This is a genomic window from Photorhabdus sp. S10-54, assembly GCF_963878145.1.
GTDB classification, from domain to species: Bacteria; Pseudomonadota; Gammaproteobacteria; order Enterobacterales; family Enterobacteriaceae; genus Photorhabdus; species Photorhabdus kayaii.
Genome location: NZ_CAWNXG010000002.1, coordinates 25,053 through 51,086, shown reverse-complemented (window position 1 = coordinate 51,086; position 26,034 = coordinate 25,053). Strand labels below are relative to the sequence as shown.

Below are 26,034 nucleotides of genomic sequence, written 5' to 3'. Positions count from 1 at the left end.
TAAATTCAGATCAATAGTTACAAAAACGGAGATGAGCATAGATTCATTCTAGCCAGAACGTCCTCATTTTCTGAAAAATCAATCACTTTCTGCAATGCTTGTTGCTTCAGGGACCTCAATTAATTTTCCTGACCTCACATCATATATGTACCCATATATGGAGATATTTGCGGGGACAAGAGGGTGGGTACGAATACGATGAATATCTTCAACTACGCTATCAACTTGATTGTTAATGGTAAGCCATTTGATATATTTTCCCTCAGATGATCCTGTACCGTTGCCGACATCTTTAAATCCCTCTTCCGTCATTATCGCGCTTTCCAGGCTGCTTTCTAGTAGATCGCCCATGATATTGTCTGTAAAAAGCTCCATCCCACAATTAGTATGGTGAATTACAAACCACTCTTTTGTTCCAAAAAGTTTATAGGAAATGATAAGTGAGCGAATAGCATCATCGCTGGCCCTTCCGCCTGCATTACGAATAATATGAGCGTCACCTTCAGATAAACCTGCAAATTTTGCTGGATCTAACCTAGCATCCATACACGTCAATATGGCAAATCGTCTGACAGCAGGTAAACCAAGGGTTTTTTTATCACCAAAAGTTGCTGCATATGCAATATTAGCGTCACTTATTTCTCTGATAACGTTGCTCATTTTTCCTCCATTCATATTTTCTGGTTTAATAAATTATGATATAAAACAAAGATATATAACAAAAATCAACTTCTTAATAAAGCTAGGGTATCCATCTAGATAAATGAATATGAGGCTGAAAATACAAATACATAAAAAAAAATTATGAAAAAATATATACTCGTATCCTTTGTACTGGTCAAGTAAATCGTCTGTATGCACTATGCACAAGGATCCCATATGCGGCTATCTATTCGAACTTTATCAGCCTTTACATCTTTTGCTTTCCTCATTGCTCCGTTTTTCACTCAAGCACATAGCAGCAATACTGCTGGTATTAAAGTTGAAAAATTGCTTGAGACTGAAAAATCTTGGGATGGCGTGCCTTATCAGGGATACCCTAAAAGCACTCCTCAGCTTTCAGTTCTCAAAATTACTATTGCGCCAAATACCAGCCTTGCCTGGCATGAGCACCCGATACCCAATGCAGCTTACGTGCTGGACGGGGTGTTAACGGAAGAGAAAAAATCCAGTGGCGAAAAACGCCTTATAAAGGCGGGAGAGGTGGTACCGGAGATGGTTGACAGCATTCATCGCGGTTACACAGGTAAAGAGGGTGCTACTCTCGTGGTCTTCTACGCGGGACAAAAAGGGATCCCTCTTTCTAAACCTGTTGAGTAAAAATCACTCAGGTACGATAAGGTATACTCGGAGACGACCTTTAACAACCTGAGAGCTGTTAGTACAGATAAACTCGGTGTTAAACCCGTCCAAACTGCGTCGTGCCGGTCCGGCGTGTTTGTCGCTGTAGGAACGGAGGCAGGTTTTCCATTTTTTTCGATGTATTCACGCATGGTTAGCGGGCAGTGTACAAACATAGTCCGTTGGCGATCATTATTATGCCTTGCTATAATTGTATTACTCAGTAATACATGAAGAGACGAATTTTATGGCACGAGTAACTAGTGTTACCCTTGGTGAGCACTTCAACGGGTTCGTTGGTGATATGATCCAATCTGGTCGTTATGGCAACACATCCGAAGTTGTCCGCGATGCTTTGCGCCTGATGGAGGCTCGCGAGCAACGTATTCAGAATGTTCGTGAAATGGTGCTGGCTGGTCTGAATTCCTCTGTCAGCAAAAACAGCATGGATGATATTTTTGTAATGGCCGCGAAGGACTTAAATGTATAAGTTCTCTGAGTTGGCTGATGAAGACATATTTCATATTGCCCGTTATACGATACAGCAGTTTGGTCAAAATCAGGCGAGGCGTTATCACGATGAACTGAAAAGAACTTTCGAGCTATTAGCCACATCTCCCTGGATTGGCAGGGAATGTGATTGGATATGCGCAGGAATGCGCTGCTTCGAGTTCAAGAAGCATTCCATCTATTACATGTTGCAGGATGACGATATCTTCATTTCACGCGTCATTCACCAGTCGATGGACGTTGATATATTCGATTTTCCAGAATAAGTCCATGGTGATGATTGTTACTCTAAGTTTAAAAGTCTTCAATATTAGTTTGCTGCATCACGGCGACGCAGGCGTTTTCATCTTATCTAGTTGTTAAGCGCTTTCATCACTTATTTCTTATTTGGCTATCATGGTGCGCATAATGTATATTATGTTAAATAACCTCAGACAATAAACAACTTCGCATAGACTAGGTGATTTTTGACATCCCTCCCTTTTCCAGTGTTACGGTGAGTTGAATGATGTACGTTTTATATGTACATTGCATGTGTACACCTACTTCTACCTAAGGAGATAACCATGCAAACCTATACTTCAACTCAGGCCAGAGCCAATATTTCTGTGGTGCTGGATATCGCAGTCAATGGTGAGCCCGTTGAAATCACCCGTCGGGATGGCAGCGCTGCCGTAGTGATCAGTAAAGCGGAATTCGAGGTGTATCAGAATGCAAAGCTGGATGCCGAGTTTGATGCCATGATGCAACGTCATGGTCACACAATAGCGGCGTTGACTGACCGATGATTTGGGTAAGTGCTCAAGAAGTTATTGCCTTCCATGATCGCATACTGCGACGTTTTCCCGGCATTGCCGGGATAGCAGATCCTGGTAGAGCGCAGGCATTGATTTATCGTGTGCAAAACCGAGTTCACTATGAAGGCGTTACTGACCTTTTTGAACTCGCCGCAACTTACTGGGTAGCGATTGCTCGTGGTCATATCTTTAATGACGGTAATAAGCGGACCGCATTTCTCGTGACCATGAGCTTTCTTTGGCGTAATGGTATTCGCATTCGTGATAACAACAATACTCTGGAAAACTTAACTGTAGAAGCTGCTACCGGTGAGAAAACTGTCAGTCAGTTGGCTCAATATTTGCGAGAATTGGTGGACAATTCGGATTCACTTTAACTATGTTTTGGTATTTAAGCAATTTGATTATTATTTTCTGAATATCCTGAAGTATCACCTTTCTCTACTACTCATAAATTAAACTCATTATAACATGCCCTAATTCTGTAGGATTATGGGTTGTTCTAAAATATTCCAATAGAAGATTTTTCCTAAATAATAAGAAAACAATTAAGTATAAAAAAGTTTTTCGTGAAACTAATTGTATACAAAACAAATTAAATATACTGGCATTAAAGATAGTTTCATATAAAACTATAGGAAAATAAATTATCCTTATAGATTAGATTTGCTTTTTTGATTTCTGGTACTATTATGATAAATGGAAGTTAGGTTTCCAACCTAATCCAATCTAGGATGAAAAATATAAGCAGTTTTTGAATTTTAAAATTGTAACATCATCGATGTGGTGATTTATATTTTGCATGCATTATCACATATGATTTTGGTAATTAATACGTTTAAATATGTAAATTCTGAAACTATTTAAGGAGAGTTTTATGTTCAAGAAATTATTAACAGTTGGGGCATTAGCAACAGCATTAATTGGAGGAGTTGGGACTGCATCGGCAGCTGGAGCGACATACAAGTGTGGAGATCGGTATATTACTGATAGGCTTATTGTGGGTAATTCCATGTGGGTTGTTAATCCTTATAATAATTTTGCAAATGTATTTAAATATAGTGGAAGTACATGGTATTTTAAAGGACACGTTACAGCGTGTGACGGCGATAAATGGGCTGGTTACTATGAGCGTCCTAGGTAAAAGATAATATCTTACAGATCTTGTTAGATGTTTCCAACACATTGACAAGCCCCGTTTAAAATAGCGGGGTTTTTTCTTTTATCATGAATAATTATATTTCCTATTTTTCCTTTATTGGCTATGTATTAAAAGTGTTGATTGACTTTAAACATAATATTCATTTCTCGATGAAGGCACCGATGACTTTGTTGGAGTTTGTGTACCCTTCCTTGTTCATGTTAACCTCAACCAACACATGTTAAATATACATAAAATGGTCAGTCGAGGTTTAAAAAATTACATTTCAGGTGATACTAAGACATTATATTTTTTCAATATCTCTTTAACTCTATCTTTAGGAATAGAAAACGAAGTATTGCCATTTCTCCCAACCATTTTTTTTGCGGTGATCATAGCATTAATTATTGCTTCTTCTGTTGCATTTATTGTGGCCTCATACAAAGGATCTAGTTTGTCATTTGACAGCATTTTTATTGTTCTTATATCCTTTCTAGAGAAAACATCATTATTTGCGGTTGAAAATGCAATAAATATCTCACCGCTCGTATTCCTGGCTACCCCACCTACTTTTGCAAGCCCAAGAGATACTCTTTTAGCTATTTTTTCTAATTGGTGAGGAGCTAATGGTGCATCTGTGGCTACCACTGCTATTATAGAGCCGGCATCCTTTATTTTTTTCTTGTCTCCATGATATATCGGGTTGAGATCCTTTATTTCTTTACCAACCGGAATTCCAGAAATAATCAAGTCATCTCTATCGCCAAAGTTGCCTTGAACGAGAACGCCAACAGTATATCCGCCATCTTTCTTATCCAGAATTCTTGATGAAGTACCTGTGCCTCCCTTAAACTTAAAAAGGTTCATTCCAGTTCCGCCGCCAACATTACCCTCTTCTATCGGCCCTGATTTAGCACTATTTAACGCATGATATACATGTTCTTTTTTTACATGCATACCGTTTATATCATTTAATATTCCATCCCACGTTTCTGCTACCACAGGTAATAACCAAAATAAATCATCTTTTAGTGGTGATGTTAGATTATTATCAAACATCCAGCTAATTGTTGAGTCTCTAACAACACCAACACTATGAGTGTTGGTTATTAATATTGGCGTTTCCAGAAAACCACTTTCTTTGACCCATTGATTGCCTGTCATATCTCCATTTCCATTTAAAGAGAATGTACTGGAAAATACCGGGCTAAATTTCTTTCCTCTTGGCAATATAGCTGTCACGCCTGTTCTTATTGGGCCTTTTCCAACCTCTAGCTTTCCATCGCCTTCTATTATGGTTGAATAGCCAACTTCTACACCACTAACATCTGTAATCGCATTATATTTCCCAGTTACTCCAGAGAAAGGAATGCCTAAATCCCTTGCTCTAATCTCATCGGCTAAAGAATTAGAAGCTATCACTGACGATAGAGATAAAATTATAATATTTAATATTTTCATAACTACTCCTTGTTATACCAAATTAACTCGAAGGCTTAAGATTCAGAACATGAAGATCCAATACGAAAGGGATTGGTTTTTGACCAGTCGATATACCCTTTTGCACTATTACGTAATTATATTATTTAAGTTTACAATTTATTGTGATATTCCGCTGATATTTAGCAGGAAGTATAGTCAGAAATCAGTTCTCGGCACATACCACATGGGCTTCTGCACAAACTGCAATACGGCCAACATTTGCCTCAAGTGTTACAATTTCGCCAGAGCGCAGACGTAGTGCGGCACCCACAACATGCCAATTCGTTGTTCGGAATCATTATTATTTCTCGCATTATCTCTAAACGCTCACCTATCAAGTGAGCGTTAAATTTTACGTCAGTTATAAATTTCTATAACGGCACATTGTCACCCTTCTATTCGTCCCTCACCTCAGCCAATGTGATGCAATACTTCCCCAACGGCGTCAAAAAGCCGATCCAAATCGGCTCGTTCAGCATTGAACATAGGCCCGAATTGCAGCGTATCACAGCTAAAGCGTACGTAAAAACCTGCTTTCCAAAGCGCCATGCTGGCATCAAAAGGACGTATAGCGGCATCACCGTCACGGGCAGCCAATTCAATTGCTCCCACTAAGCCACAGTTGCGGATGTCGGTCACATTTGGGCAGTTTGTGAGAGAGTGAAGTGCCATTTCGAAATGAGGAGCAAGTTCAGCAGAGCGTTGGATAAGATGTTCTTTATCCAACAGATCTAAAGTTACTAACCCGGCAGCACAGGCTACGGGATGTGCTGAATAGGTATAACCATGACTAAACTCCACGGAGTGTTCCGGTAGAGGCTGGGACATAAAGGCCTCATAAATTTCACTGCTTGCCACTACGCCTCCCAGAGGAATGGCGCCATTGGTAATTTGTTTGGCAAAGTTAAGCAGATCTGGCGTCACACCAAAATATTCAGCGCCAGTCCAGCGTCCCATGCGACCAAAACCAGTAATAACTTCATCAAAAATCAACAAAATATTATGTTGATCACAAATTTCACGCAGACGCTGTAGATACCCTTTGGGCGGAATAATCGCACCGGCGGAACTGGACACAGGCTCGACAATAACTGCCGCAATATTGGAGGCATCATGCAGTTCGATCAACTTGAGCATCTCGTTGGCCAATTCCACGCCGCCGGTTTCCGCCATACCCGGTGTAAACGCCATACCGCTCTGCAATGTATGGGGTAAGTGATCTACATCCATTAACTGTCCGAACATTTTGCGGTTGTTACCAATCCCCCCCAAACTGGTACCCGCAATATTGACACCGTGATAACCACGTGCACGGCCAATCAGTTTAGTTTTCTCGGGTTGGCCTTTTACTCGCCAGTAAGCTCGTGCCATTTTGACCACGGTATCTACAGATTCAGAACCTGAGCTGGTGAAAAAGACGTGGTTGAGATCACCGGGTGTTAAATTGGCAATTTTTTCTGCCAGTTGAAACGATAAGGGATGACCGAACTGAAAGCCTGGTGAGTAATCGAGGGTGCTCAATTGGGTAGCGACAGCTTGCTGAATTTCTGTCCGGGTATGGCCCGCTCCACAGGTCCAAAGACCGGAGAGACTGTCATAAATTTGGCGCCCTTTATCGTCCTTTAGCCATTGCCCTTCGGCAGCAACGATAAGGCGTGGATCGCGTTGGAAATTTCGGTTGGCACTGAATGGCATCCAGTGAGATTGCAGGTTTAACGATTCAGAAAAACGAGTTTCAGACATAGCTAACTTCCTCTCACAAAAGTAAAATTTGAGTTTAGTTCAACACTCCTATTTTCGCCAACGATAAATAACTAAATTACATATATACCCTATGGATTTCAAGATGCATCGCGACGGCAAGGGAGTGAATCCCCGGGAGCATAGATAACGATGTGACCGGGGTGAGCGAGTGCAGCCAACTGTGAATTTAATACTAGATTCAACAATCTTTATCTCCTTCATTTGAATTTTGCATCATAACTAACGACAGTGTATCTGGCATTTCCTTACCTATCTTAGTCTATTACTTGCCAGTTCATACGCTTCACTCCGTTCGCGCTTACCAACTGCTACCACGGCGATAATCAACACATTATCCATGACCTCATAAACCAAGCGAAAACCAGAAGCGCGTAATTTTATTTTATAGCCAGCCTTTGACTTTATTTCAATATATCTACTCTTAATTCCCCTTCCCTTCATTATTCAGTGAAATCAGATGAATTTCATATTAAATTCTTCCGATGTTACTTAATGCCATTGAGTCAATGCTGAGGTTTGATTATTAGTAACTTGGGGAATATCGCTCCCATATTAAGGTACGCACTCTCCCTAATTGAAATTAAAGTCAATTAAAACAATACATTATGAATAACCTGGATTTGTGCATCAAATTAAAACTATTGAACCTAACTTTCCTACCAATTACCCTTCTTCTCACCAAAAAATAATGCAATTACGTTTTCTTGTCTGGATATTTCTCAGTCTCATATAAAGGAGGATTTATGAAGTTTCCCCATCTGTTTAATCCATTAAAAATAGGTGCTATTACTACGCCCAATCGTATTTTTATGGCGCCGCTCACTCGCTTACGAAATACTGAACCCGGCGATATTCCCACGCCAATGATGGCTGAATATTATCGTCAACGTGCCAGTGCTGGGTTGATCATCACTGAGGCGACGCAGGTTTCATTTCAGGCAAAAGGTTATTCAGGCGCACCGGGGCTGCATACTCCTGAACAGATAAGTGCCTGGAAAAAAATTAATGAAGGAATTCATCAGGCTGGCGGTCTTAGCAACGTGCAACTATGGCATACGGGGCGAATGTCTCACTCTTCTCTCCAGCCGGAGCAACTAGCCCCTGTGGCACCTTCTGCGATATCGGCTAACGCGCGGACTTCGGTGCGAGACGCTAAAGGCAATGTGATTCGAATTAACACCTCTAAGCCGCGTGCCTTGGAGAGAGATGAAATTCATCAGATTGTCAATGACTTCCGTCAGGCAGCCATCAATGCACAAGAAGCTAACTTTGACATGATGGAAATCCATGCTGCACATGGTTACCTTATTCATCAGTTCTTATCTCCTTCTGCTAATCAGCGTGATGATGAATATGGTGGCAGTATTGAAAATCGTGCACGCTTTGCCTTGGAAGTGGTGGATGCTGCTATTGAAAGTTGGAGTTCTGATCGGATTGGCATCCGTATCTATCCATTAGGGCCATATACTGGTCTAAGTCATTATGAAGATGAGGAAAAAGCAGCACTTTACCTGATTCGCGAGTTGGCAAGACGCAATCTGGCTTATCTACATATTTCTGAGCCTGACTGGGCTGGAGGAAAACCTTTCAGCGAAGCATTTCGTCAAACTATTCGCGAGGCTTACCCCGGTGTTATTGTTGCGGCAGGTGCCTATACTGCCGAGAAAGCGGAGAGACTGATTGAAAAAGGATTAATTGATGCTGTGGCATTCGGACGAAACTTTATCGCTAATCCTGACTTAGTTGAGCGCCTGAGAATTGATGCGCCCCTGAATGAGCCGCGTCCAGAATTCTTCTATGCTAATGGCCCGGAAGGGTACATCGATTATCCTACCTTAGAGCAGTTAAGCGCGTAATCATACAGTGCGCTTTAATGGCGGTGATAATCACTGCCATTAAAGCGCTTTCACCTGCTACTCCCAAGGCACTCCGTCTTCCCAGCTCTCTACCAATAGGTCAATAAATCCTCGAATGCGAGGGGAAAGATGCTTTTTACTTGGATAAATGATTCGGATAGGTTCAGGTTCAACATGATAATTTTCCAATACGGGGATAAGCTTACCGTTACTAAGATCCCGACCAACAACATAGCTAGGTAGATGAATGATACCGAACCCTGCCAGCGCTGATTCGAGCATGGTTTCCGCGCTATCTATGTTTAGACGTCCCGGCCCGTCGAAAACGTAGGTTTCTTCCGCAGTCCCAAAACGCCAGGTGCGGCGTCTATCCGCACTCTGGAAGAAAATGGTGTCATGCTCATGCAGCGCTTGTGGCGTTTCAGGTACACCTCGCCGGGCCAAATAATCCGGTGACGCACAGGTAATCATCCGCTGAGTAGCGATGGTACGTGTAAGGATACGAGAATCATCTTTCGGTTCACCAATGCGGATGGCAATATCGAATCCTTCCTCGATCAAGTCAATATAACGATCAGTAAAGGCAATATCCGCCTGTAGTTCAGGCCAGCGTTTCAGGAAAGTTTCTAGCAAGGAAAGAATATGGCGCTTCCCTAAGGAGATCGGTGCGGTTAATTTCAGCGTCCCGGTCGGGTTTACCCTGCGCATCGCCATCGTGTTATCTACCTCTTCGAGGTCTTCAAGAATTTGACGACAGCGTTCGAACATAATGCGTCCTTCATCTGTCAGGCTAAGCCGCCGCGTTGTTCGGTTTAGCAATCTTACGCCTAAGCGGGTCTCCAGGCGCACAATGCTCTTACCAATAGCGGAGCGGGTAAGTCCCATAGAACCCGCAGCTTGCGTATAACTTCCGGCCCGTACCGCAGCAACGAAGGCTGCAATATCACCGATTCGATTTAATTCCATTTATGCTCCTAAAATATTCTGAGGAATAGGCTGCTTAAAACAGTCACGTTGCGTTTATTTCGTTTGTTGTGTTTTTCGTTTAGTTTTTTAAAGTGAAATGACTAACAGGTGCTAAACATGATTACTTCTACTTTCTCTGATGTAAATCTTCCAGCTAAACACGAAAGTAAAATAGCCGAAAAGGGGTTGCGTGAATTTGCTGCGTTCCTTTCAACAAAACTTGAAACAACTCAAGAAGCTGCAAACATATTGAATGTATCGCGACCTCATATGGTTAAACTTCTGGAAGATGGTTGTCTTCCTTTCCATAAAACAGGTCGACACCGGCATATTCGTTTTGCTGATCTGATGGAATATAAAAAGCAGCGTAACGCTGAAAGTATGGAGGCTATGAGGGAACTAGCTAATCAGGCTCAAGAATTAGGGATCTACTAATGATTCATTCCCCGTACCCTGTCGGAAAACAGATGTTTTCCGACGTTGCAAGTGCTCTTTCGGAATTTATATCGTAATGGTGCCATTGATACAAGTCACAGCACCACCGCCGACAAAAATCTTACCGTCAGAATGGCTGAGCCATATGCTTCCCTGACGGCCAAGTTTTTTGCCTTGTGATGAATGAACGATTTTATCGTCAATCATTGCTACCTTGTGGTGGCGCATAAATGCGGCAACACTACCATTTCCACTACCGCAAACAGGGTCTTCATTGACACCGCATGATGGGGCGAAAGATCGTACTTCAATATCAGCTTCTGTCCCCTCACGGTAGGCACCATACAGACAAACCCCGGTGATGTTCATTTGCGTGTCATGCTCGCACAATTTGGCATAATCAGGTTCTGCTGCTAGCACGGCTTCTGCTCCCGTAGTATGAGCGACAATCCAGCGAGCTCCGACATCAATAAGTGCCGGTGTTAACGCGCGATCTAACGGGCAACCCAGAATACTTTCGAGGCGATCTATCTGTTCGGCACTAAGCAATGTGATGGCGGGTTCCGGCAGTTCGAAGGTGATTGATTTATGACCACTTTCCATTTCAGTAATGTTCAATGTAATCAGCCCCGCCCCACATTCCTGCACAATACGCCCTTCTCTCGCCTGAATTAAACCGGCTTCAAGCAGAGCATGTGCGGTACCGATCGTAGGATGACCGGCAAAAGGAAGTTCACTGCCGGGAGTGAAAATCCGTACATGGTAATCTGCTAGAGGGTTTTCTACGGGAAGAACAAAAGTAGTCTCGGAAAGATTGGTCCAGTTAGCAATGGCCTGCATCTGTATTGGTGTGAGTCCCTTGGCATCCATGACAACGGCAACGGGATTTCCTTTAAAAGGCCGGTGAGTGAATACATCAACCTGCTTAAATGGTACGAGAGACATAAAATTTCCTTTTTATGATGTTGAAGGTGGTTTAGCAATATATCAGGGAAAATATATCAAGACTATCATAACGTTACGCTTATTTTCTCAAAAGTAGTTTATATCCCACCCTTTAATTTAAGCATCTATACCCCCCTTGCCGTCGCGATGCATCTTGAAATCCATAGGGTATATATTATTAACACGGTGGTTTATAATAAAAAAATAATTTCGGTAGAGTATATGTGATGAAACTCAAATAAAACAATTAAATTAAACCCTTTGTGAAATAACATAATACTAATGTTAAAATAATTGTGTTTAATTTATTGTAATGAATTGATACTTTTATGGGAAATAATAAATCATGATTAGACTTATCTATACAAATGATAAAGAACAATGGAAAGAAGGATTATCGATCATAAAAACAGATGAAAAAGCCAATTTAGTTATTACTAATAAACGAGGTCGAAAACTAGATGGCTTTGGTGGTTGTTTCAATGAGCTTGGGATGAAAGCTTTATTAAGTTTGGATAAAGAAAATAGAAAAGTAGTGCTAGATAAATTATTTTCACCGGATGGAGAGTGTAAATTAACATTAGCCAGGATGCCTATTGGTGCCAGTGATTATGCAGTTTCTTGGTATAGTTTAAACGATATTGAAGATGATTATAGTATGGCTAATTTCTCCATTAAAAGAGATAAACGTTTACTCATTCCCTATATAAAAGAGGCTTTAGAAAGGCAACCAAATTTAAAAATATCTGCTTCACCGTGGAGCCCTCCGGTATGGCTTAAAACCCATCAAGTTTATAATTTTGGTAGATTAAAGAGTGATGCTCAAAGTCAGGATGCATATGCTTTATATTTTGTAAAATTTGTTGAAGAGTATCAGAAAGAAGGCATTTCAATTGATCAAATTCATATTCAGAATGAGGTTGCTGCGGATCAAAAGTTCCCTTCTTGTGTATGGAACGGTGAGCAATTAAGAGATTTTATAAAAAACCATCTCGGACCGAAATTCGAACAAAATAATGTAAAAACTGAGATTTGGCTAGGTACTATTAATGCCCCTGAGTTCTCTAAAGAAATTGGACAGGATTATGATGATTATGCAAATTGTGTATTGCGTGACATAGACGCCTATAAATATATAAAAGGCGTTGGTTATCAATGGCAAGGAAAAAATGCTATCCAAAGAACGGTACAAAGCTACCCGGAATTAAGATATTATCAAACTGAAAATGAATGTGGTGATGGTCATAATAGTTGGGAATATGCTCATTATGTATTTACACTTTTCAGACATTATTTAACTAATGGTGCTAATGGTTATTTTTACTGGAATATGGTGCTACATTCAGGGGAAGAAAGTAGTTGGGGTTGGAAACAGAATAGTATGATAAGTATTCCAAAAGGAATAAATAAAGTGATATATAATCCAGAGTATTATGTCATGCGCCATTTTTCGGGTTTAATTTTACCTGATGCGCAACATGTTGAGTTAGAAGGTAATATGTCAGGAAATGCCGTTGCTTTCGAGAACAAATCGGGTTCCCTAGTGGTGAATATAAATAACTCTTATAAAGAAAAGAAAAAAATAAATATTAGTTATAATAATGATATTTGGTCTGTTTATTTGGAGAATAACTCAATTAATTCTATTATCTTTAATTAAGAAAATAGATTTTTGATGAAGATAATAATCAGGAGTTACCTATGAAGAATAAATTCCCTACCGGTTTTTTATGGGGCGGCGCGGTTGCCGCTAACCAAGTTGAAGGTCATTGGAATCAGGATGGTAAAGGAATGAGCATTGCTGATGTTATGACAAAAGGAGAGCACGGTGTTGATCGTGTCATAACTAATGGTATTGAGGAAAATAAAATCTATCCTAATCATCAAGGTGTGAAATTTTATTCCCATTATAAAGATGATATTGCACTATTTGCAGAAATGGGATTCAAATGTTTTAGGACATCAATTGCTTGGTCAAGAATTTTTCCTCATGGTGATGAATTACAACCTAACGAAGCCGGCTTAAAGTTTTACGATGGCCTTATTGATGAATTATTGAAATATAATATTGAACTCATTATTACCTTATCTCACTTTGAAATGCCTTATTATTTGGTTAAGGAATATGGTGGTTGGTATAACCGAAAATTAATAGACTTTTTCATGAATTTTAGCCTGGTGGTTATGGAAAGATATAAAAATAAAGTCAAATATTGGATTACATTTAATGAAATTAATAACCAAATAAATTGGCAATATCCACTATTTGGTTATTGTAATTCAGGTGTGATTTATCAGGATTACGACAATCCAGAACAGGTTATGTATCAGACTATTCATCATCAATTTGTTGCTAGTGCAAAAGTTGTCAAATTAGGCCATGAAATAAATCCTAATTTTAAAATTGGCTGCATGATCCATATGTCGCCATTATATCCAGCGAGCTGTAAGCCAGAAGATGTTTTATATGCACAACAAGCTATGCGTCAGAAATATCTTTTTAGTGATGTTCAACTTCGTGGATATTATCCATCTTATCTTATTAAAGAATGGGAAAGAAAAAAGATAGAACTTCATATTGAAGATGGCGATTTAAATTGGTTACGGGGAGGTTGCGCTGATTATTTAGCGATAAGCTATTATATGAGTAATATCGTCGCTTCATCTACAGAGATGTTAGAAAAAAATAGCCAATCCCTATCCTTCTTTGAAAAAGGAAAACTCAATCCCTATTTAAAATCCTCTGAATGGGAGTGGCAAATTGATCCTATAGGTATTCGATACAGTTTATCTGAATTATATGAACGTTATCAGAAACCTATTTTTATCGTTGAAAATGGGTTGGGTTCCGTTGATAAATTACCTCAAGATAGTGTTATCAATGATGATTATCGTATTGAATATTTAGCATCACACCTATCTGAAATTAAAAAATCTATTTTATTCGATGGTGTTGATATCCTCGGTTATACTGCATGGGGATGTATCGATTGTGTCTCTTTTTCGACCGGTGAATATCGTAAACGATATGGATTTATTTATGTCAATGTTGATGATAATGGAAATGGGGATTTTGTACGTTATAAGAAAAAGAGTTTTTATTGGTATAAAAAAGTCATAGCAATGAACGGCGAAGATATCTAATTAAATTAAAAGCTATCCTATTTTTTGAGGATGGCTTATTTAATTCTTTTTGGTAATTTTATATTTATCTCGATACTCTTTAGGTGTCATATTATAATTTCGTTTGAACATGGAGTAAAAATAATGTAAAGAAGAGTAGCCGCAAACGGTAACAATTTCACTGATTGAAATAGAGGTGTGGATTAAAAGATTTTTTACTTTACCTAATTTCTCATTATGAATGATAGTATGAATTGTTTGACCAAATTCACTTTTAAAACGGTTTTCAAGATTAGAACGAGACATACCAATAGCATCAATAACTTGTTCAACTCTTATCCCTTTACACGCGTTATGACGAATATAATGCATTGCTTGAATAACTGCGGGATCATTTAATGCCCGAAAATCTGTCGATTGCCTTGCAATAACCTTTAAAGGTGGAATTAATTGGCGATGATATTTTTTAGGAATGTAACCTTTAAAAAGCTGATGAAGCAATTTTGCTGCTTGGTAACCCATTTGTTGTGTACCTTGCACAACGGAAGAGAGCTCAGTACGTGAAAGAAAACGGGCTATTTCTTCATTATCTATGCCTATAACACAGAGTTTATCAGGAATAGGAATATTTAAATGTTCACATGCGGCTAAAATATGTCTAGCTCTGGCATCCGTTACTGCGATAACGCCTGTATTTGGGGGTAAAGTTTGAATCCAATTTTTTAATCTATTTTGTGCGTAAAACCAATTTTCTGGTGTCGTCTCCATTCCTTGATACACCACACCTTGATATTTTTCTTTTTCGACTAATTGTCGGAAAGCGTATTCACGCTCTATTGCCCATCGTTTACCACTTGTCTGAGGTAAACCATAAAATGCAAAACGTTTAATACCTTTATCTTTTAAATGATTAAATGCACTTTCTATTAAAGCGAAGTTATTTGTCGCAATATAATGAGCCGCAGGATAGTGATTTTCTTGGTGATAAGAGCCGCCGACACCAATAACAGGAATGTCTAACTGACTGAAAGTACGCTGGATTTCTATATCATCAAAATCAGCAATAATTCCATCACTCTGCAAAGTTTTCAAACTATTTAATTTCGTGGTGAAATCTTCTTCAATGAAGATATCCCAATTACATTGAAATGCCTGTAAATATTCACCTATCCCTTCTATCACTTGACGATCATAAGCTTTATTGGCGTTAAATAATAGTGTTATATGGTATCGTCTATTCATCATTTATTTCCTTATTGATTTATACAATCTTAATCATAATTATTTTTCTATTTTCAGGGTTAAATTAATGATAAATTATGAGATAAATCACACAATTAACAATAATCTTAATGAAGAAATAAAATAACGCAATTGAAAATAGCGACATTGATGAACAAAATTTTATACACACATATACCTATTAGATAGAGGCAGATATGCAGCCGTATTTTGAGGGAATAAATAGAATTAGTTACGAAGGTAGGCAAAGTAATAATCCATTAGCTTTTCGTCATTACAACCCAGAAGAGATTATTTTAGGCAAAAAGATGAAAGATCATCTGCGTTTTGCCGTCTGCTATTGGCACAGTTTCTGTTGGAATGGTACGGATATGTTTGGTTCTGGGGCATTTGAGCGTTTTTGGCAAACAGGAGGTGACGCTTTAGAACTGGCTAAGCTTAAAGCTGATGTCGCTTTTGAATTTTTCTACAAGCTCAATATTCCTTTTTATTGTTTCCATGATATTGATGTTGCCCCTGAAGGTTGTTGTTTAAAAGAATATATTTATAATTTGGACGTCATGTCCGATATTCTTGCAGATAAACAAGCAGAGACTGGCGTTAAATTGTTATGGGGAACGGCAAACTGTTTTACACATCCTCGTTATGCTGCCGGTGCGTCAACTAATCCAGATCTCAATATTTTCGCTTATGCATCAGCACAAGTCTGTCAAGTTATGCAAATGACTAAAAAACTGGGTGGTGAAAATTATGTACTGTGGGGCGGACGTGAAGGTTATGAAAGTTTGCTCAATACAGATTTACGTCAAGAAAGAGAACAAATCGGCCGTTTTATGCAAATGGTTGTGGATTACAAATACAAAATTGGTTTTCAGGGAACATTATTAATTGAACCTAAACCTCAAGAGCCGACTAAACACCAATATGATTATGATGTGGCTACCGTTTATGGTTTCCTAAAACAGTTTGGCTTAGAAAATGAAATTAAGGTGAATATTGAAGCTAACCACGCCACATTAGCTGGACACTCATTTCAACATGAAGTCGCCACAGCAATTGCATTGGGAATATTTGGTTCTATTGATGCCAATCGTGGGGATGCTCAACTGGGTTGGGATACCGATCAATTTCCAAATAGTGTCGAGGAGAATTCTCTGGTAATGTATGAAATCTTAAAAGCCGGTGGTTTTACGACGGGTGGTTTAAATTTCGACGCGAAAGTTCGTCGTCAAAGTATTGATATTGATGATCTATTTTATGGGCATATCGGCGCCATCGATACTATGGCTTTATCATTAAAGAGTGCGGTGAAAATATTAGTAGACGGTAAATTAGATGAGTATGTCGCTCAACGTTATTCTGGTTGGAATAGTGAACTAGGTAGAAATATTCTTGAAGGAAAAATGACACTTGATGAAGTGGCTCATTATGCAGAAACATTGGTTCAGGAACCTAAACATCGAAGTGGACAACAAGAATTACTCGAAAATCTTATTAATCGCTATATTTATGATTAAATTAATTATTGGCTAACAGGTTTCGTATTGGGAACGGCTAAATTAGCGAAAATAGTACTTAATTATGAGAAAGCACTGTACTGCCAATTTACAGTACACAATTTCAAGGGGTTAGCATTCTCGAAAGTCGTTCTTGAAACAATATTCTCAAAATACTACACTATCAATGAATTTTAATAATGAGGAACGGTCATGATAACGACACCGTTTGTACCGGTTGGCACGATAAAAAGCTTTGGTGTGTTTGGGCCAAAATATGAAGTAGGAAAATTGCTCCGTCCGTTAGAGGATGGTGATTGGATGATAGAAGTCGTCCTGGTAGAAACGGGTGAAAAAACCGAATACCGTCTGACCCACGTTAACAATGACCCCAAGGCTACCTGAATGTACGAATGGAAGATTTTTTTGGTAAAAGGTTGAGAGTCACCGGTTTTGATATGGATGTCGAATCCTTAAATACCAAAACACAAGAGGTAACTTTCATATTTCATGATAACAATTCCATCTAATACAAATTATCTCCACAAGATCCGATCTTAGGCACATCTTCATCGTCCAGAATTTTCATATCACTTTACACGTGTATGTATATACAGGTAATTAACATCATATTATAATGATAAGCGTAATCCGGTAACAAATGTTACCTATTGATTTATATAACGATTTACTTTTACTCTCTTATTGAATCTAACTTAGATGAGAATTATATGATGACAGTATCCCCCAAGCCCAACCTTCAACTTGTTTACGTATCTGATATTGAACGTTCGACAGCCTTTTACAAGACACTTTTTAATTCTGAACCGGTGTTTTCGAGCCCTCGTTATGTGGCATTTGCCGCCGGCGGTGAAGCGCTATTCGCTATTTGGTCAGGCGGAACAACGCCAGATGCCTCTACTCCTCGGTTTTCTGAGATCGGTATTATGTTGCCATCTGGAGAAGATGTAGATCGCTTATTTGAAGAATGGCAGAAGAAACCCGATATCAAGATTGTGAAGGAACCCCACACTGAAATCTTTGGTCGTACTTTCCTCGTTGAAGATCCCGATGGTCATATTATTCGGGTATGTCCTTTGGATTAGATGTATTGATTCCGCTACAATTTCTACTTTTCATGGAATAGGAAAACCTGAGATTTAAAAGAACATCGGCCAGCGCGGCAAAAATCCCAAAGACCAATTTGCCACTGGCCGTCGTCGTATCAATTTCTGTACTTTGCCCGGTCTACTTTAAATCCTATTTTTCGATCCACAAGATTGTGGATAGTATTCACTAGGTGTTTTAAGCTTCGGCCAAGCCTGTCGAGCCTTCCATACCATTAACACATCGCCATTTCAAACAGGCATCTGAACAACCTATTTTAATTGTTTAAGTTTTTCAATGGATTTGTTTTCTATCAGGATCTTCATTTGACTGACCGCAACGCGATTTAGCTTTTGGAACCTGTCGTTTGCAGAGAGGCCCTGCTCGATAAGTTCAGCATTGAAGCTTTCTAAATTAGATAACACGACAAGCTGTTCCAATGTGGCATAGTCCCGTATATTGCCTTTTAGTTCCGGGTTCTCTTTACGCCAGTCACTGGCTGTCTTGCCAAACAAAGCCAGATTCAATATATCGGCCTCATTAGCGTAAGTAAAGTTTCTTGCTTTTGGGTTAAGCACCAAGGCGGGAATAATGTTTGTTTTTATTGACTCTGTATGAATATGATAGTTGACTTTGGCCAGAGTGCGTGAAACATTCCATTCTAGATTTTTCTGTTCATTTTCTGCTTGTTTGAGCCGTTGGAATTCTTTTAATAGATAGAGCTTAAACTCTGCGCTGATCCAGGAAGCAAACTCAAAAGCAATATCCCGATGCGCATAGGTTCCGCCATATCTGCCCGCTTTCGATATGATCCCTATTGCATTGGTAGTTGTGATCCAGCGTTTTGGCGTGAGAGAGAAACTGTTTGCGCCCGCTTCATGTTTAAATCCATCGAATTCGATGGAATTAAAATCGGGATTATGTAGCTGTTCCCACAAACCGATAAACTCAATGGTACTGCGGTTTCTCATCCAGTTTTGCAGAATGTAATCACTGCGGTCGCCATCTTTGTACTTAGCGATGTCAGATAGCGATATATAGTCATCTTGTTTGTCGGAAAAAACAGAGACTTTTATACCCCGGACATCAATTTTTTGCGCCATAAACCTTTTTTCTCACTTTTGATGTGTCAGTTAAACGAAGGTTTAAATGACAGTCTTGTTTTAGCCTAAATACGGATGGAAAGATATAATATAAACTGTATATAAATCTATGTCTATTAAGTGAATTAGCAACGCAATTCATATCAACTCAGTTGATAATGTTCTAATAATTATCCATTATAGCTAATAATAGTTTTAATGTGTCATTTTGGGGACGTTATGATTTCACATGAAAGAATAGCATAGGGTGTTCTGAGATGCAGTATGTTGTTTATCGCAATACTAGAAATTTTGCTTACCCATATCTTTAAATAGCAACTAAAGGACTTCGATTGTGAAGTCCTACATGAGTTAATTTTCTTACTTGCCATAGTAACCCGCCTCGTAAGAATTGATGATTCCGTTAATTAATGCTTTTTTCTTCTTATTTGAAATCTGACTATTGTTGATTTCTTTTGTGTGTACTTTTGGTGAAATGAATATTTCAGACATGCCGATTTCTTGAATTAAATTATCACTCTTAAAATAATTAATTTTTTGCTCAAATTCATGTGAACTGATGTTATTCATTCTATCCTTAACTCCTTCTCGATAAAATTGTTCAAAGAATGGCGTCATAAGCTTAATAGAATTATTTACATGTGTTCCAAAATTAGGGTCAAAATCATCATTAGAGCGATAAACATAATGTCGGGCTTCCCGTTCATAAGGTGGGAGATTTATTGAACAAGAAGATAAAAATAAGAAAATAGAGAAAAAATATAAAGTGCGCATACAAAATCCTCAGTGATTTTGTCCTAATAATAGATTTAAATAATTATCGGTCATTTATTGATCATGCGTTGATTATGTTCTTCGAAGGCATCTGCCAGCTTTTTATTGAAGCGAACCGGTTTGGCCAATGCATTGAAGAAAACTTCTGAGTCTCGGTTATTCAAACTCATAACTTCGTATTCATGAATGGTTTTTTCAGCATGTGTTAATGTACTGGTCAGGATAAAGTTACTAACTGTAGCTGTATTCATAGAAAATACCTTCCTTAGGTGTAATGTGAGAGCAATGTACGTCAAAATGGTGTATTTTCCAATTTTTAAGATGACAAAAATTGCATTTATCTTTTCAAGCCAAGGTTTTCTTGTGTCGTTTCATCTGATTTCTAACCCTGCAATTCCCCCAATTTCTGCTCAATCTGCTGTTGAAAATATTCCGCACGAGTTAATAAGACGGCTATTATTTTCACATCACAATGTTCGCTTTTTTCAATCCGCAGGCAGACACGTATTCCTTGCTGATATTGCATCAGCGCAAAAGCGCCTTTCATACGATGGGCGTGATGCACAACTTTTTCATGACATTGCTGGTTTTCCTGTTGTTGCAATTCTGCAATATCTTCCGACATCCCTTGCTGTATTGCGCTGAGTAATTGGCGTTCTACAGCCATATCTTGTTGAGACAACGCTTGAATCTCATCGAATTTTAACGTTGTTTTGTCATTGATTTGCCGGTAATAACGGGTAATTTCTGCCAGCAATTTGCTTTGCACCAATGGCTTAATTAATACACCATTCATTCCCGCTTCCAAACAACGAGCCTGTTCGGTAGAAAATGCGTTCGCAGTGCATCCCAGAATAATAAATGGCGGTAATTGCCGTAATCGCTCATGTTTTCTCAGCAACTGAGCCAGTTCGTAACCGTTCATCACCGGCATCTGGCAATCTGTCAGCACGATATCGAAATAGCCCTCTTCCACCAGATTCATGGCCTGTTCACCGCTTTCAGCGAGCGCAATACGATGGCCCGATGACGCTAACTGTAATGACAACACCTGTAAATTGGCAGGTAAATCATCAACCACTAAGATATTCAAAGATTCATGAAGTTCCGTCTCAATATTTTCGGTTTTTTCACTTATCGCCTCCTTTTCAATAACACTGCGCGTAAGCGGTAACATCACGGTAACCTGTGCGCCACCATTGGGCGCACCCGTGATTTTCAGATTGCCGCCCATTAATTCAACTAACTGTACAGAGATAGGTAATCCCAACCCCGTACCAGTTTTACCACCATTATTTTGTGTCACCTGTACATAGGGTAGCAAAACCGCTTCATACATGGTTTCTGGAATGCCGCAACCAGTATCAGCAACCACCAGCGTAATTTCATCTTGGTGACTCTCTGGAATAGGCTGATAGTTGGCGCTGATCTGTACACCACCCTGTTCGGTAAATTTAATAGCATTGCCCAACAGGTTGTTGATGACTTGAGTTACGCGTGTTGCGTCCAGTAGATGATAATATTCAGACGGCAAATCAAATTGATAGGTGAAGAATAACTCTTTTTCCTTTGCCCGATGGCTAAAAGTTGCCACACAATTTTCCAGAATCACCTGCAATGATTCCGGCTTGAGATTCAGCACCATCCGCCCAGATTCTATCTTGGAGAAATCCAGCACATCACCGATGATTCCTTGCAAGGATATGGCAGCCTGCCAAGCGATATGTAATGGCGTGGATGGCTGAGTTTGCTTTTTTACCTCCAGATCAAGAATACCGATAATGGCTTGTAGCGGAGTGCGGATCTCATGGCTCATGTGGGCCAGAAAATCTGATTTCTCCAGGCTGGCGAGTTCCGCCTTATCACGTTCCTGGCGTAGTTCTTGCGCCAACAATTTACGTTCGGTCACATCAAACCAGCCACCAATGATTCCCTGAACAACGCCTTCAGTATTGCTATAACTTTCGAGCCACAAATAAACGTCTTTATCCTGTCCTTGAATAACAATGTTGCGATCAGAAAAATGGACAGGAGCACCTTCCAAACAGCGTAGAAAAATTAGACTGATCTCTTGCTCATCGACCGGTTTTAAAAAGCATAGGGAAAAAAGACTACGGCCAATCACCTCAGATCCAACAGAACCCATTTCATGCTGGAAATAGAGGTTAGCCGCCGTGATACACATGGTGGGATCGCAGACAAACATGGGCGTAGGCATGTTATTAAAGAGTGTTTCCCAGTACGCCAACAAATTCTGTAAGTTGCTTTCCGCGGTTTTACGTCGTTTGATCTGATGAGCAAGATAACTGCCCCAAAAAATTGAACTTAGCGCAATCACAAATAACGCCCCTCCCCACAACTTTACCCAAGGCGAAATGTTATTATCGTCATAGGAAGCGACATTCCCCATCGATAACCACTTCAACCGTAATACCCGCAGTTCATTTGGTGGCAGTGCATCAATGCTTTTATTTAATATGTCCACCAGTTGAGGATAGGCCGGTATGATGGCGTATTGTTCCGGTTGCAATGAGCCCTTAAAGGACTGAATAGAAATATTGGCGCCATAATGGCTTGCTTGTAGATAATCCGCACTGATCAGGCTATCAAAAGTGGCATCTGCCGCCCCGGCCAGCACCATATCGATACCTTGTGTCACGCTGTCAACTTCCACGACGAAAATATCTGGATATTGCTTCAATAGCGACGAAAGTGCATGACCACGCTGAATCGCCACCCGATGGTGTTTAAGTTGTTCAAACTCATTGGGGGTATTGCGCTCATTGCGGGTGATCATCACCCATTCCACGGTACCATAGGGATGGCTGAAAGAGAGCCAACGGCTACGTTCGGGTGTGTTGATCATAGAGGTCATTTGCGCTTCGCCATTTTCTAACAACTTTTTAATGCCGATTGCGCCATCTGTTGGCATAAAATTAAAGGTGATGCCACTTTTTTCTCCCAGTAGACGCAAAATGTCCACATCCAGCCCAGTGATTTGACCGTTTTTATCCAGAAAGGAATAAGGTGGCGCAGTACGAGTCAGTGCCACATTGACGACCGGATTTTTTTTAATCCAAGCTTTTTCCTGAGCTGAAAAGATTGTAGCGTCATTATTACTGCCCAATGCCAGCCCAGAAATCCAACGTTCGTAAACTTTATTTCTGATAGCATGAGGAATGGATGTCAGAATCAGATTTACTGCTTCAACCATGCCATCACCGTTGTGACCGAGAAAGTCATACCGTTCCCCCAACGAGATATCCCGGCGGTAGGTCAACCCGGTAAATGGACGAAAAGCCAGCAAATAGGCAATCTGACTTTGCCCGTCCAGATAGGCATCCATTTCGCCATCCACGACTGCCTGTATCCCCTCCTGCTGATCCTTCGCCACCAAAATGCTATGGTAATGTTTACGTAATTGCTTAATGACATTTGGATCACTGCTTGGTGCTGCCATAATATTCATTTTGGCAAATGGCATATTCACTTGTTCTTTGCGCATAATTAGTGCGAGGGGTTGTACCAGAATCGGGTAAGTGTCATTTGCTTCATTTCCTGATTGTGATGAAGCGGAATTTGATAACAGTTGGATATCTCCATGTTGCAGAGCTTTATAAGCTGATTCCCAGTTGCCAAACAGCCGTACCTCTACCGGTCTTTTCAGCACAGTTTCGATCAAGCGCAGATAATCAGCATAAATCCCTTCCAACTTGCCGTCCCAACGATGGATCACCAATGGCGCGCCGATACAGCAGAGAATACCAACTTTTAATGCCGGAAAACGCGGGGGAAGCCCCCCCCCGTATTCTTTAACGGGAAAAGGCAGAAATTCTTGTGATTCTTGAGTGATGTTTGAATAAAACTCCACCGGTAGCCCATTTGCAGGTAGCTTTTGCGCATTGCGGTATTCAAACAGGTTGAGGCTCCAGCCAGATAGCGGTAACAGCAATACCAATATGGCAAACCATCGCCATGCTTTGCACCGGCACTTCATGGTTTACAGCCCCAATCCAATCTGATGCAAATAATTATAAAGCGCTGCTTCGCTATCTAACCCGAGCTTTTTCATTGCGCTAATTTTTTGGGCGCTGATCGTCTGCTTAGTACGGTATAAACGCGCAGCAATATCATTCACACTCAACCCTTGTCCCAACAGTTTAATCACTTCCAACTCTTTGCTGGTTAGCGTTTTTACAACTTCTTCGTCCGGTGATTCGAGAAATTGCTCACTTAGATAGGGTTCATAACGTCCGGTTGTACTGTACAACCCTTTTACCAGTTCATGGGATAAACTGTTTTTGTTCAAAATCGCTTTCACTTTGTAGTCAATCAATGAAGCTATTATTTTTCGGTCGCTGATCATCGTAATCACCACAATCGGCAAATTCGGATACTGTTCCCGTATTCGGCTAATCATCCTCAGACCGTCGATCTGGTTATTACCCGGCATAATGAAATCCGTAATCAGCATATCCGCTTCTTTTTCCTCCAGCAGAGAAAAAAGTGAAGTAACATCATGGGCTTCCCCCACAATCTGGTAATTCTCCGGCAATGTTGCCAGTATCGTACGTAGTCCTAATAAAAATACCGGATGATCGTCGGCAATAATGACTCGTCTGGGCATAGGTTATTTCTCCAGATTATTGACTATTTTTTATTTACTATTTATTTCACGTATCGTTCCTTCAATAAAACCGGCATCTTCTCCTACATGGATGATTAAGGCGATAAGGACGGGGTTAAATTCGCCTTTACCATCGGCAATCCGAACTTTTAATGTCTGTGGTATTTGCGAGACTGAATTTTTAAGCTGTTCGATTTTATGCCGATCTTCCTGATGTACCCAAGCCATCAACTGCGACCAAGAGACGGGCGCTTTTCCGCACCGCATCCAGGCAGCACCATTATGATGCCAGTACAAATGTCCGTTGGCACTTAACCGAAAGCAATTAATCTGTTCTTGATCCAGCATGGCTCTCATTAACAGAAAACGCGCTTTATGCCGATGTAATGCATTGATTATGTTAGATAAATAGCTACAGCATAACAACGCGGGTAAAGTGAACGCTGTACTGTACCAAGCCGCTATCTGCACATTTTGTTGGAGATTGGTTAACGGGGATGAGAATGGGCCAAGACCAAAAATGGTGGCACTCACGATCCCCACCGTACATAGGGATAAAAAGCTGCTTAATACCAGCAGATTACCGCTGAGTGCCAGCAGCATCGGCAAACTAAAGGAAAACAGCAGTGCGATACCTTGCCAGTGTATTTTCCCGGCTTCCGGTGGTGGACTGATGAACAATGCTGTCATGGCAAATAGGGCCACCAGCCATAAGCCATGGATTTTCCAGTTCCCAACCCCATTTTTCTCGTGGGTGATGTAGTAGATAACAAACAATGTCAGTGGTAGATAACTCAACACTGAGCCTACGACAATCGGTAATGAAACTGATATGTCGGTAGGATAACCAAATAGATGAAGTATCCATTTCGCGATAAATCGCTCAATGATTCCACTTAACGAACAGAGTACGGTCAGGTTAATGATGTCCCTTGTCCGTTTCGGCGCCCACATGACACCGTAAAAAAACTGCCAGATCAGCGCTGTTGTTACCAGCATCATCATATTGATGCTGGAAAAGGTCAGCGATACATTTACTGGCCTTCCATACCACTGACTGGCAGTCAGCGAAATCAAGGTGCCCGTGATTAACCAGACAGGCCAGTACCGTGGCGCCCTGGCGCAAAAAATGCCTTGTAACAAGCCTGCCGGAAACCACACTAGTGATGACAGACTCCACACATCCCGTACCTGTAGGTTTAACAGTGCCAGCGCGAAATTGACCAATGTAAAGATAAACCAGAAGATCACTATCTTTTTCATTTTCATCGGGATCTCATTTCGTAACACTGATGTTACATTGTAAGATAATAATAGCAGAGATA

Annotated in this window: 25 protein-coding genes and 2 pseudogenes; 13 read left to right on the top strand and 14 right to left on the bottom strand. The window is 40.2% G+C overall.

The annotated features are described in order from the left end of the window. Positions 1 to 78: 78 nt before the first annotated feature. Positions 79 to 660 carry a beta-class carbonic anhydrase gene (locus AACQ83_RS01445; RefSeq protein ID WP_112875951.1) on the bottom strand — a complete coding sequence of 194 codons (582 nt, stop codon included), beginning with the start codon at positions 658 to 660 and terminating at the stop codon, positions 79 to 81. 219 nt (positions 661 to 879) lie between these two features. Here AACQ83_RS01445 and AACQ83_RS01440 point away from each other — a divergent pair, with 219 nt between their 5' ends. The 6 genes from AACQ83_RS01440 (at position 880) to AACQ83_RS01415 (ending at position 3,792) form a co-directional block, all read left to right on the top strand. Beyond that, entirely contained in the window at positions 880 to 1,320 is a 441-nt protein-coding gene (locus AACQ83_RS01440; protein ID WP_112875950.1) for a cupin domain-containing protein, read from the top strand. A gap of 268 nt (positions 1,321 to 1,588) precedes the next feature. After that, positions 1,589 to 1,831: a type II toxin-antitoxin system ParD family antitoxin gene (locus tag AACQ83_RS01435; RefSeq protein WP_112875949.1), complete on the top strand. Its 243-nt coding sequence runs from the start codon at positions 1,589 to 1,591 to the stop codon at positions 1,829 to 1,831. Beyond that, entirely contained in the window at positions 1,824 to 2,117 is a 294-nt protein-coding gene (locus AACQ83_RS01430; RefSeq protein ID WP_112875948.1) for a type II toxin-antitoxin system RelE/ParE family toxin, read from the top strand. Before AACQ83_RS01435 ends, AACQ83_RS01430 begins: the two co-directional genes overlap by 8 nt. A gap of 300 nt (positions 2,118 to 2,417) precedes the next feature. After that, the gene (locus AACQ83_RS01425) at positions 2,418 to 2,639 is read left to right on the top strand and encodes a type II toxin-antitoxin system Phd/YefM family antitoxin (RefSeq protein ID WP_112875947.1); all 222 of its coding nucleotides are present in this window, start codon (positions 2,418 to 2,420) and stop codon (positions 2,637 to 2,639) included. After that, positions 2,636 to 3,025, top strand: coding sequence for a type II toxin-antitoxin system death-on-curing family toxin (locus AACQ83_RS01420; protein WP_112875946.1), 390 nt, complete (start codon positions 2,636 to 2,638; stop codon positions 3,023 to 3,025). Before AACQ83_RS01425 ends, AACQ83_RS01420 begins: the two co-directional genes overlap by 4 nt. Before the next feature lie 500 nt (positions 3,026 to 3,525). Continuing rightward, positions 3,526 to 3,792, top strand: coding sequence for an LCI fold-containing protein (locus tag AACQ83_RS01415; RefSeq protein ID WP_112875945.1), 267 nt, complete (start codon positions 3,526 to 3,528; stop codon positions 3,790 to 3,792). 276 nt (positions 3,793 to 4,068) lie between these two features. Here AACQ83_RS01415 and AACQ83_RS01410 read toward each other — a convergent pair whose 3' ends face one another. The 3 genes and pseudogenes from AACQ83_RS01410 to AACQ83_RS01400 all read right to left on the bottom strand — a co-directional run. Next, positions 4,069 to 5,250, bottom strand: a complete 1,182-nt coding sequence (locus AACQ83_RS01410; RefSeq protein WP_112875944.1) for a DmpA family aminopeptidase — start codon at positions 5,248 to 5,250, stop codon at positions 4,069 to 4,071. Positions 5,251 to 5,682: 432 nt separating this feature from the next. Continuing rightward, positions 5,683 to 7,014 carry an aspartate aminotransferase family protein gene (locus tag AACQ83_RS01405; RefSeq protein ID WP_112875943.1) on the bottom strand — a complete coding sequence of 444 codons (1,332 nt, stop codon included), beginning with the start codon at positions 7,012 to 7,014 and terminating at the stop codon, positions 5,683 to 5,685. A 270-nt stretch (positions 7,015 to 7,284) separates the two neighbouring features. Next, positions 7,285 to 7,422: pseudogene (locus tag AACQ83_RS01400) on the bottom strand (type II toxin-antitoxin system RelE family toxin); the annotation flags it as partial. Between the two features lie 356 nt (positions 7,423 to 7,778). Between AACQ83_RS01400 and AACQ83_RS01395 the strand changes: the two are divergent. Further along, on the top strand, positions 7,779 to 8,891 hold the full coding sequence (locus AACQ83_RS01395; protein ID WP_112875942.1) for an alkene reductase: 1,113 nt from the start codon (positions 7,779 to 7,781) through the stop codon (positions 8,889 to 8,891). Between the two features lie 57 nt (positions 8,892 to 8,948). Here the strand turns inward: AACQ83_RS01395 and AACQ83_RS01390 are convergent, their stop codons facing one another. Continuing rightward, on the bottom strand, positions 8,949 to 9,857 hold the full coding sequence (locus tag AACQ83_RS01390) for a LysR family transcriptional regulator (protein WP_112875941.1): 909 nt from the start codon (positions 9,855 to 9,857) through the stop codon (positions 8,949 to 8,951). Positions 9,858 to 9,974: 117 nt separating this feature from the next. Here AACQ83_RS01390 and AACQ83_RS01385 point away from each other — a divergent pair, with 117 nt between their 5' ends. Then, positions 9,975 to 10,292 carry a helix-turn-helix domain-containing protein gene (locus AACQ83_RS01385; protein ID WP_112875940.1) on the top strand — a complete coding sequence of 106 codons (318 nt, stop codon included), beginning with the start codon at positions 9,975 to 9,977 and terminating at the stop codon, positions 10,290 to 10,292. A gap of 66 nt (positions 10,293 to 10,358) precedes the next feature. On the opposite strand, the gene AACQ83_RS01380 is transcribed toward AACQ83_RS01385, so the two are convergent. Continuing rightward, on the bottom strand, positions 10,359 to 11,237 hold the full coding sequence (locus AACQ83_RS01380) for a PhzF family phenazine biosynthesis protein (RefSeq protein WP_112875939.1): 879 nt from the start codon (positions 11,235 to 11,237) through the stop codon (positions 10,359 to 10,361). Positions 11,238 to 11,583: 346 nt separating this feature from the next. On the opposite strand from AACQ83_RS01380, the gene AACQ83_RS01375 reads away from it, so the two are divergent. Then, positions 11,584 to 12,897, top strand: coding sequence for a glycoside hydrolase family 30 protein (locus AACQ83_RS01375; protein WP_112875938.1), 1,314 nt, complete (start codon positions 11,584 to 11,586; stop codon positions 12,895 to 12,897). 41 nt (positions 12,898 to 12,938) lie between these two features. Continuing rightward, complete coding sequence (locus tag AACQ83_RS01370; RefSeq protein ID WP_112875937.1) at positions 12,939 to 14,381, top strand: 6-phospho-beta-glucosidase; 1,443 nt, start codon at positions 12,939 to 12,941, stop codon at positions 14,379 to 14,381. 39 nt (positions 14,382 to 14,420) lie between these two features. Here the strand turns inward: AACQ83_RS01370 and AACQ83_RS01365 are convergent, their stop codons facing one another. Continuing rightward, entirely contained in the window at positions 14,421 to 15,605 is a 1,185-nt protein-coding gene (locus AACQ83_RS01365) for a XylR family transcriptional regulator (RefSeq protein WP_112875936.1), read from the bottom strand. A gap of 194 nt (positions 15,606 to 15,799) precedes the next feature. Between AACQ83_RS01365 and xylA the strand changes: the two genes are divergently transcribed. The 3 genes from xylA (at position 15,800) to AACQ83_RS01350 (ending at position 18,204) form a co-directional block, all read left to right on the top strand. Further along, positions 15,800 to 17,119, top strand: a complete 1,320-nt coding sequence (gene xylA / locus AACQ83_RS01360; RefSeq protein WP_112875935.1) for a xylose isomerase — start codon at positions 15,800 to 15,802, stop codon at positions 17,117 to 17,119. A gap of 192 nt (positions 17,120 to 17,311) precedes the next feature. Continuing rightward, a complete protein-coding gene (locus tag AACQ83_RS01355) occupies positions 17,312 to 17,503 on the top strand; it encodes a DUF5397 family protein (protein ID WP_112875934.1) in 192 nt (63 codons plus the stop codon). A gap of 326 nt (positions 17,504 to 17,829) precedes the next feature. Continuing rightward, positions 17,830 to 18,204, top strand: coding sequence for a VOC family protein (locus AACQ83_RS01350; protein WP_112875933.1), 375 nt, complete (start codon positions 17,830 to 17,832; stop codon positions 18,202 to 18,204). 64 nt (positions 18,205 to 18,268) lie between these two features. On the opposite strand, the pseudogene AACQ83_RS01345 reads toward AACQ83_RS01350, so the two are convergent. The 7 genes and pseudogenes from AACQ83_RS01345 to AACQ83_RS01315 form a co-directional block, all read right to left on the bottom strand. After that, a pseudogene (locus AACQ83_RS01345) lies at positions 18,269 to 18,456 on the bottom strand (recombinase family protein); the annotation flags it as partial. A 21-nt stretch (positions 18,457 to 18,477) separates the two neighbouring features. Further along, complete coding sequence (locus AACQ83_RS01340) at positions 18,478 to 19,308, bottom strand: KilA-N domain-containing protein (RefSeq protein WP_088372935.1); 831 nt, start codon at positions 19,306 to 19,308, stop codon at positions 18,478 to 18,480. 360 nt (positions 19,309 to 19,668) lie between these two features. Further along, positions 19,669 to 20,082 (bottom strand): Exc2 family lipoprotein, encoded by a 414-nt coding sequence (locus AACQ83_RS01335; RefSeq protein WP_112875932.1) that lies wholly within the window; start codon positions 20,080 to 20,082, stop codon positions 19,669 to 19,671. A 50-nt stretch (positions 20,083 to 20,132) separates the two neighbouring features. Beyond that, positions 20,133 to 20,333 (bottom strand): type II toxin-antitoxin system TacA family antitoxin, encoded by a 201-nt coding sequence (locus tag AACQ83_RS01330; protein WP_112875931.1) that lies wholly within the window; start codon positions 20,331 to 20,333, stop codon positions 20,133 to 20,135. A gap of 131 nt (positions 20,334 to 20,464) precedes the next feature. Continuing rightward, positions 20,465 to 24,079, bottom strand: a complete 3,615-nt coding sequence (locus AACQ83_RS01325) for a transporter substrate-binding domain-containing protein (protein WP_112875930.1) — start codon at positions 24,077 to 24,079, stop codon at positions 20,465 to 20,467. Positions 24,080 to 24,082: 3 nt separating this feature from the next. Beyond that, positions 24,083 to 24,709: a response regulator transcription factor gene (locus AACQ83_RS01320; protein ID WP_112875929.1), complete on the bottom strand. Its 627-nt coding sequence runs from the start codon at positions 24,707 to 24,709 to the stop codon at positions 24,083 to 24,085. A gap of 30 nt (positions 24,710 to 24,739) precedes the next feature. Continuing rightward, complete coding sequence (locus AACQ83_RS01315; RefSeq protein WP_240000668.1) at positions 24,740 to 25,978, bottom strand: hypothetical protein; 1,239 nt, start codon at positions 25,976 to 25,978, stop codon at positions 24,740 to 24,742. Between the last annotated feature and the right edge of the window lie 56 nt (positions 25,979 to 26,034).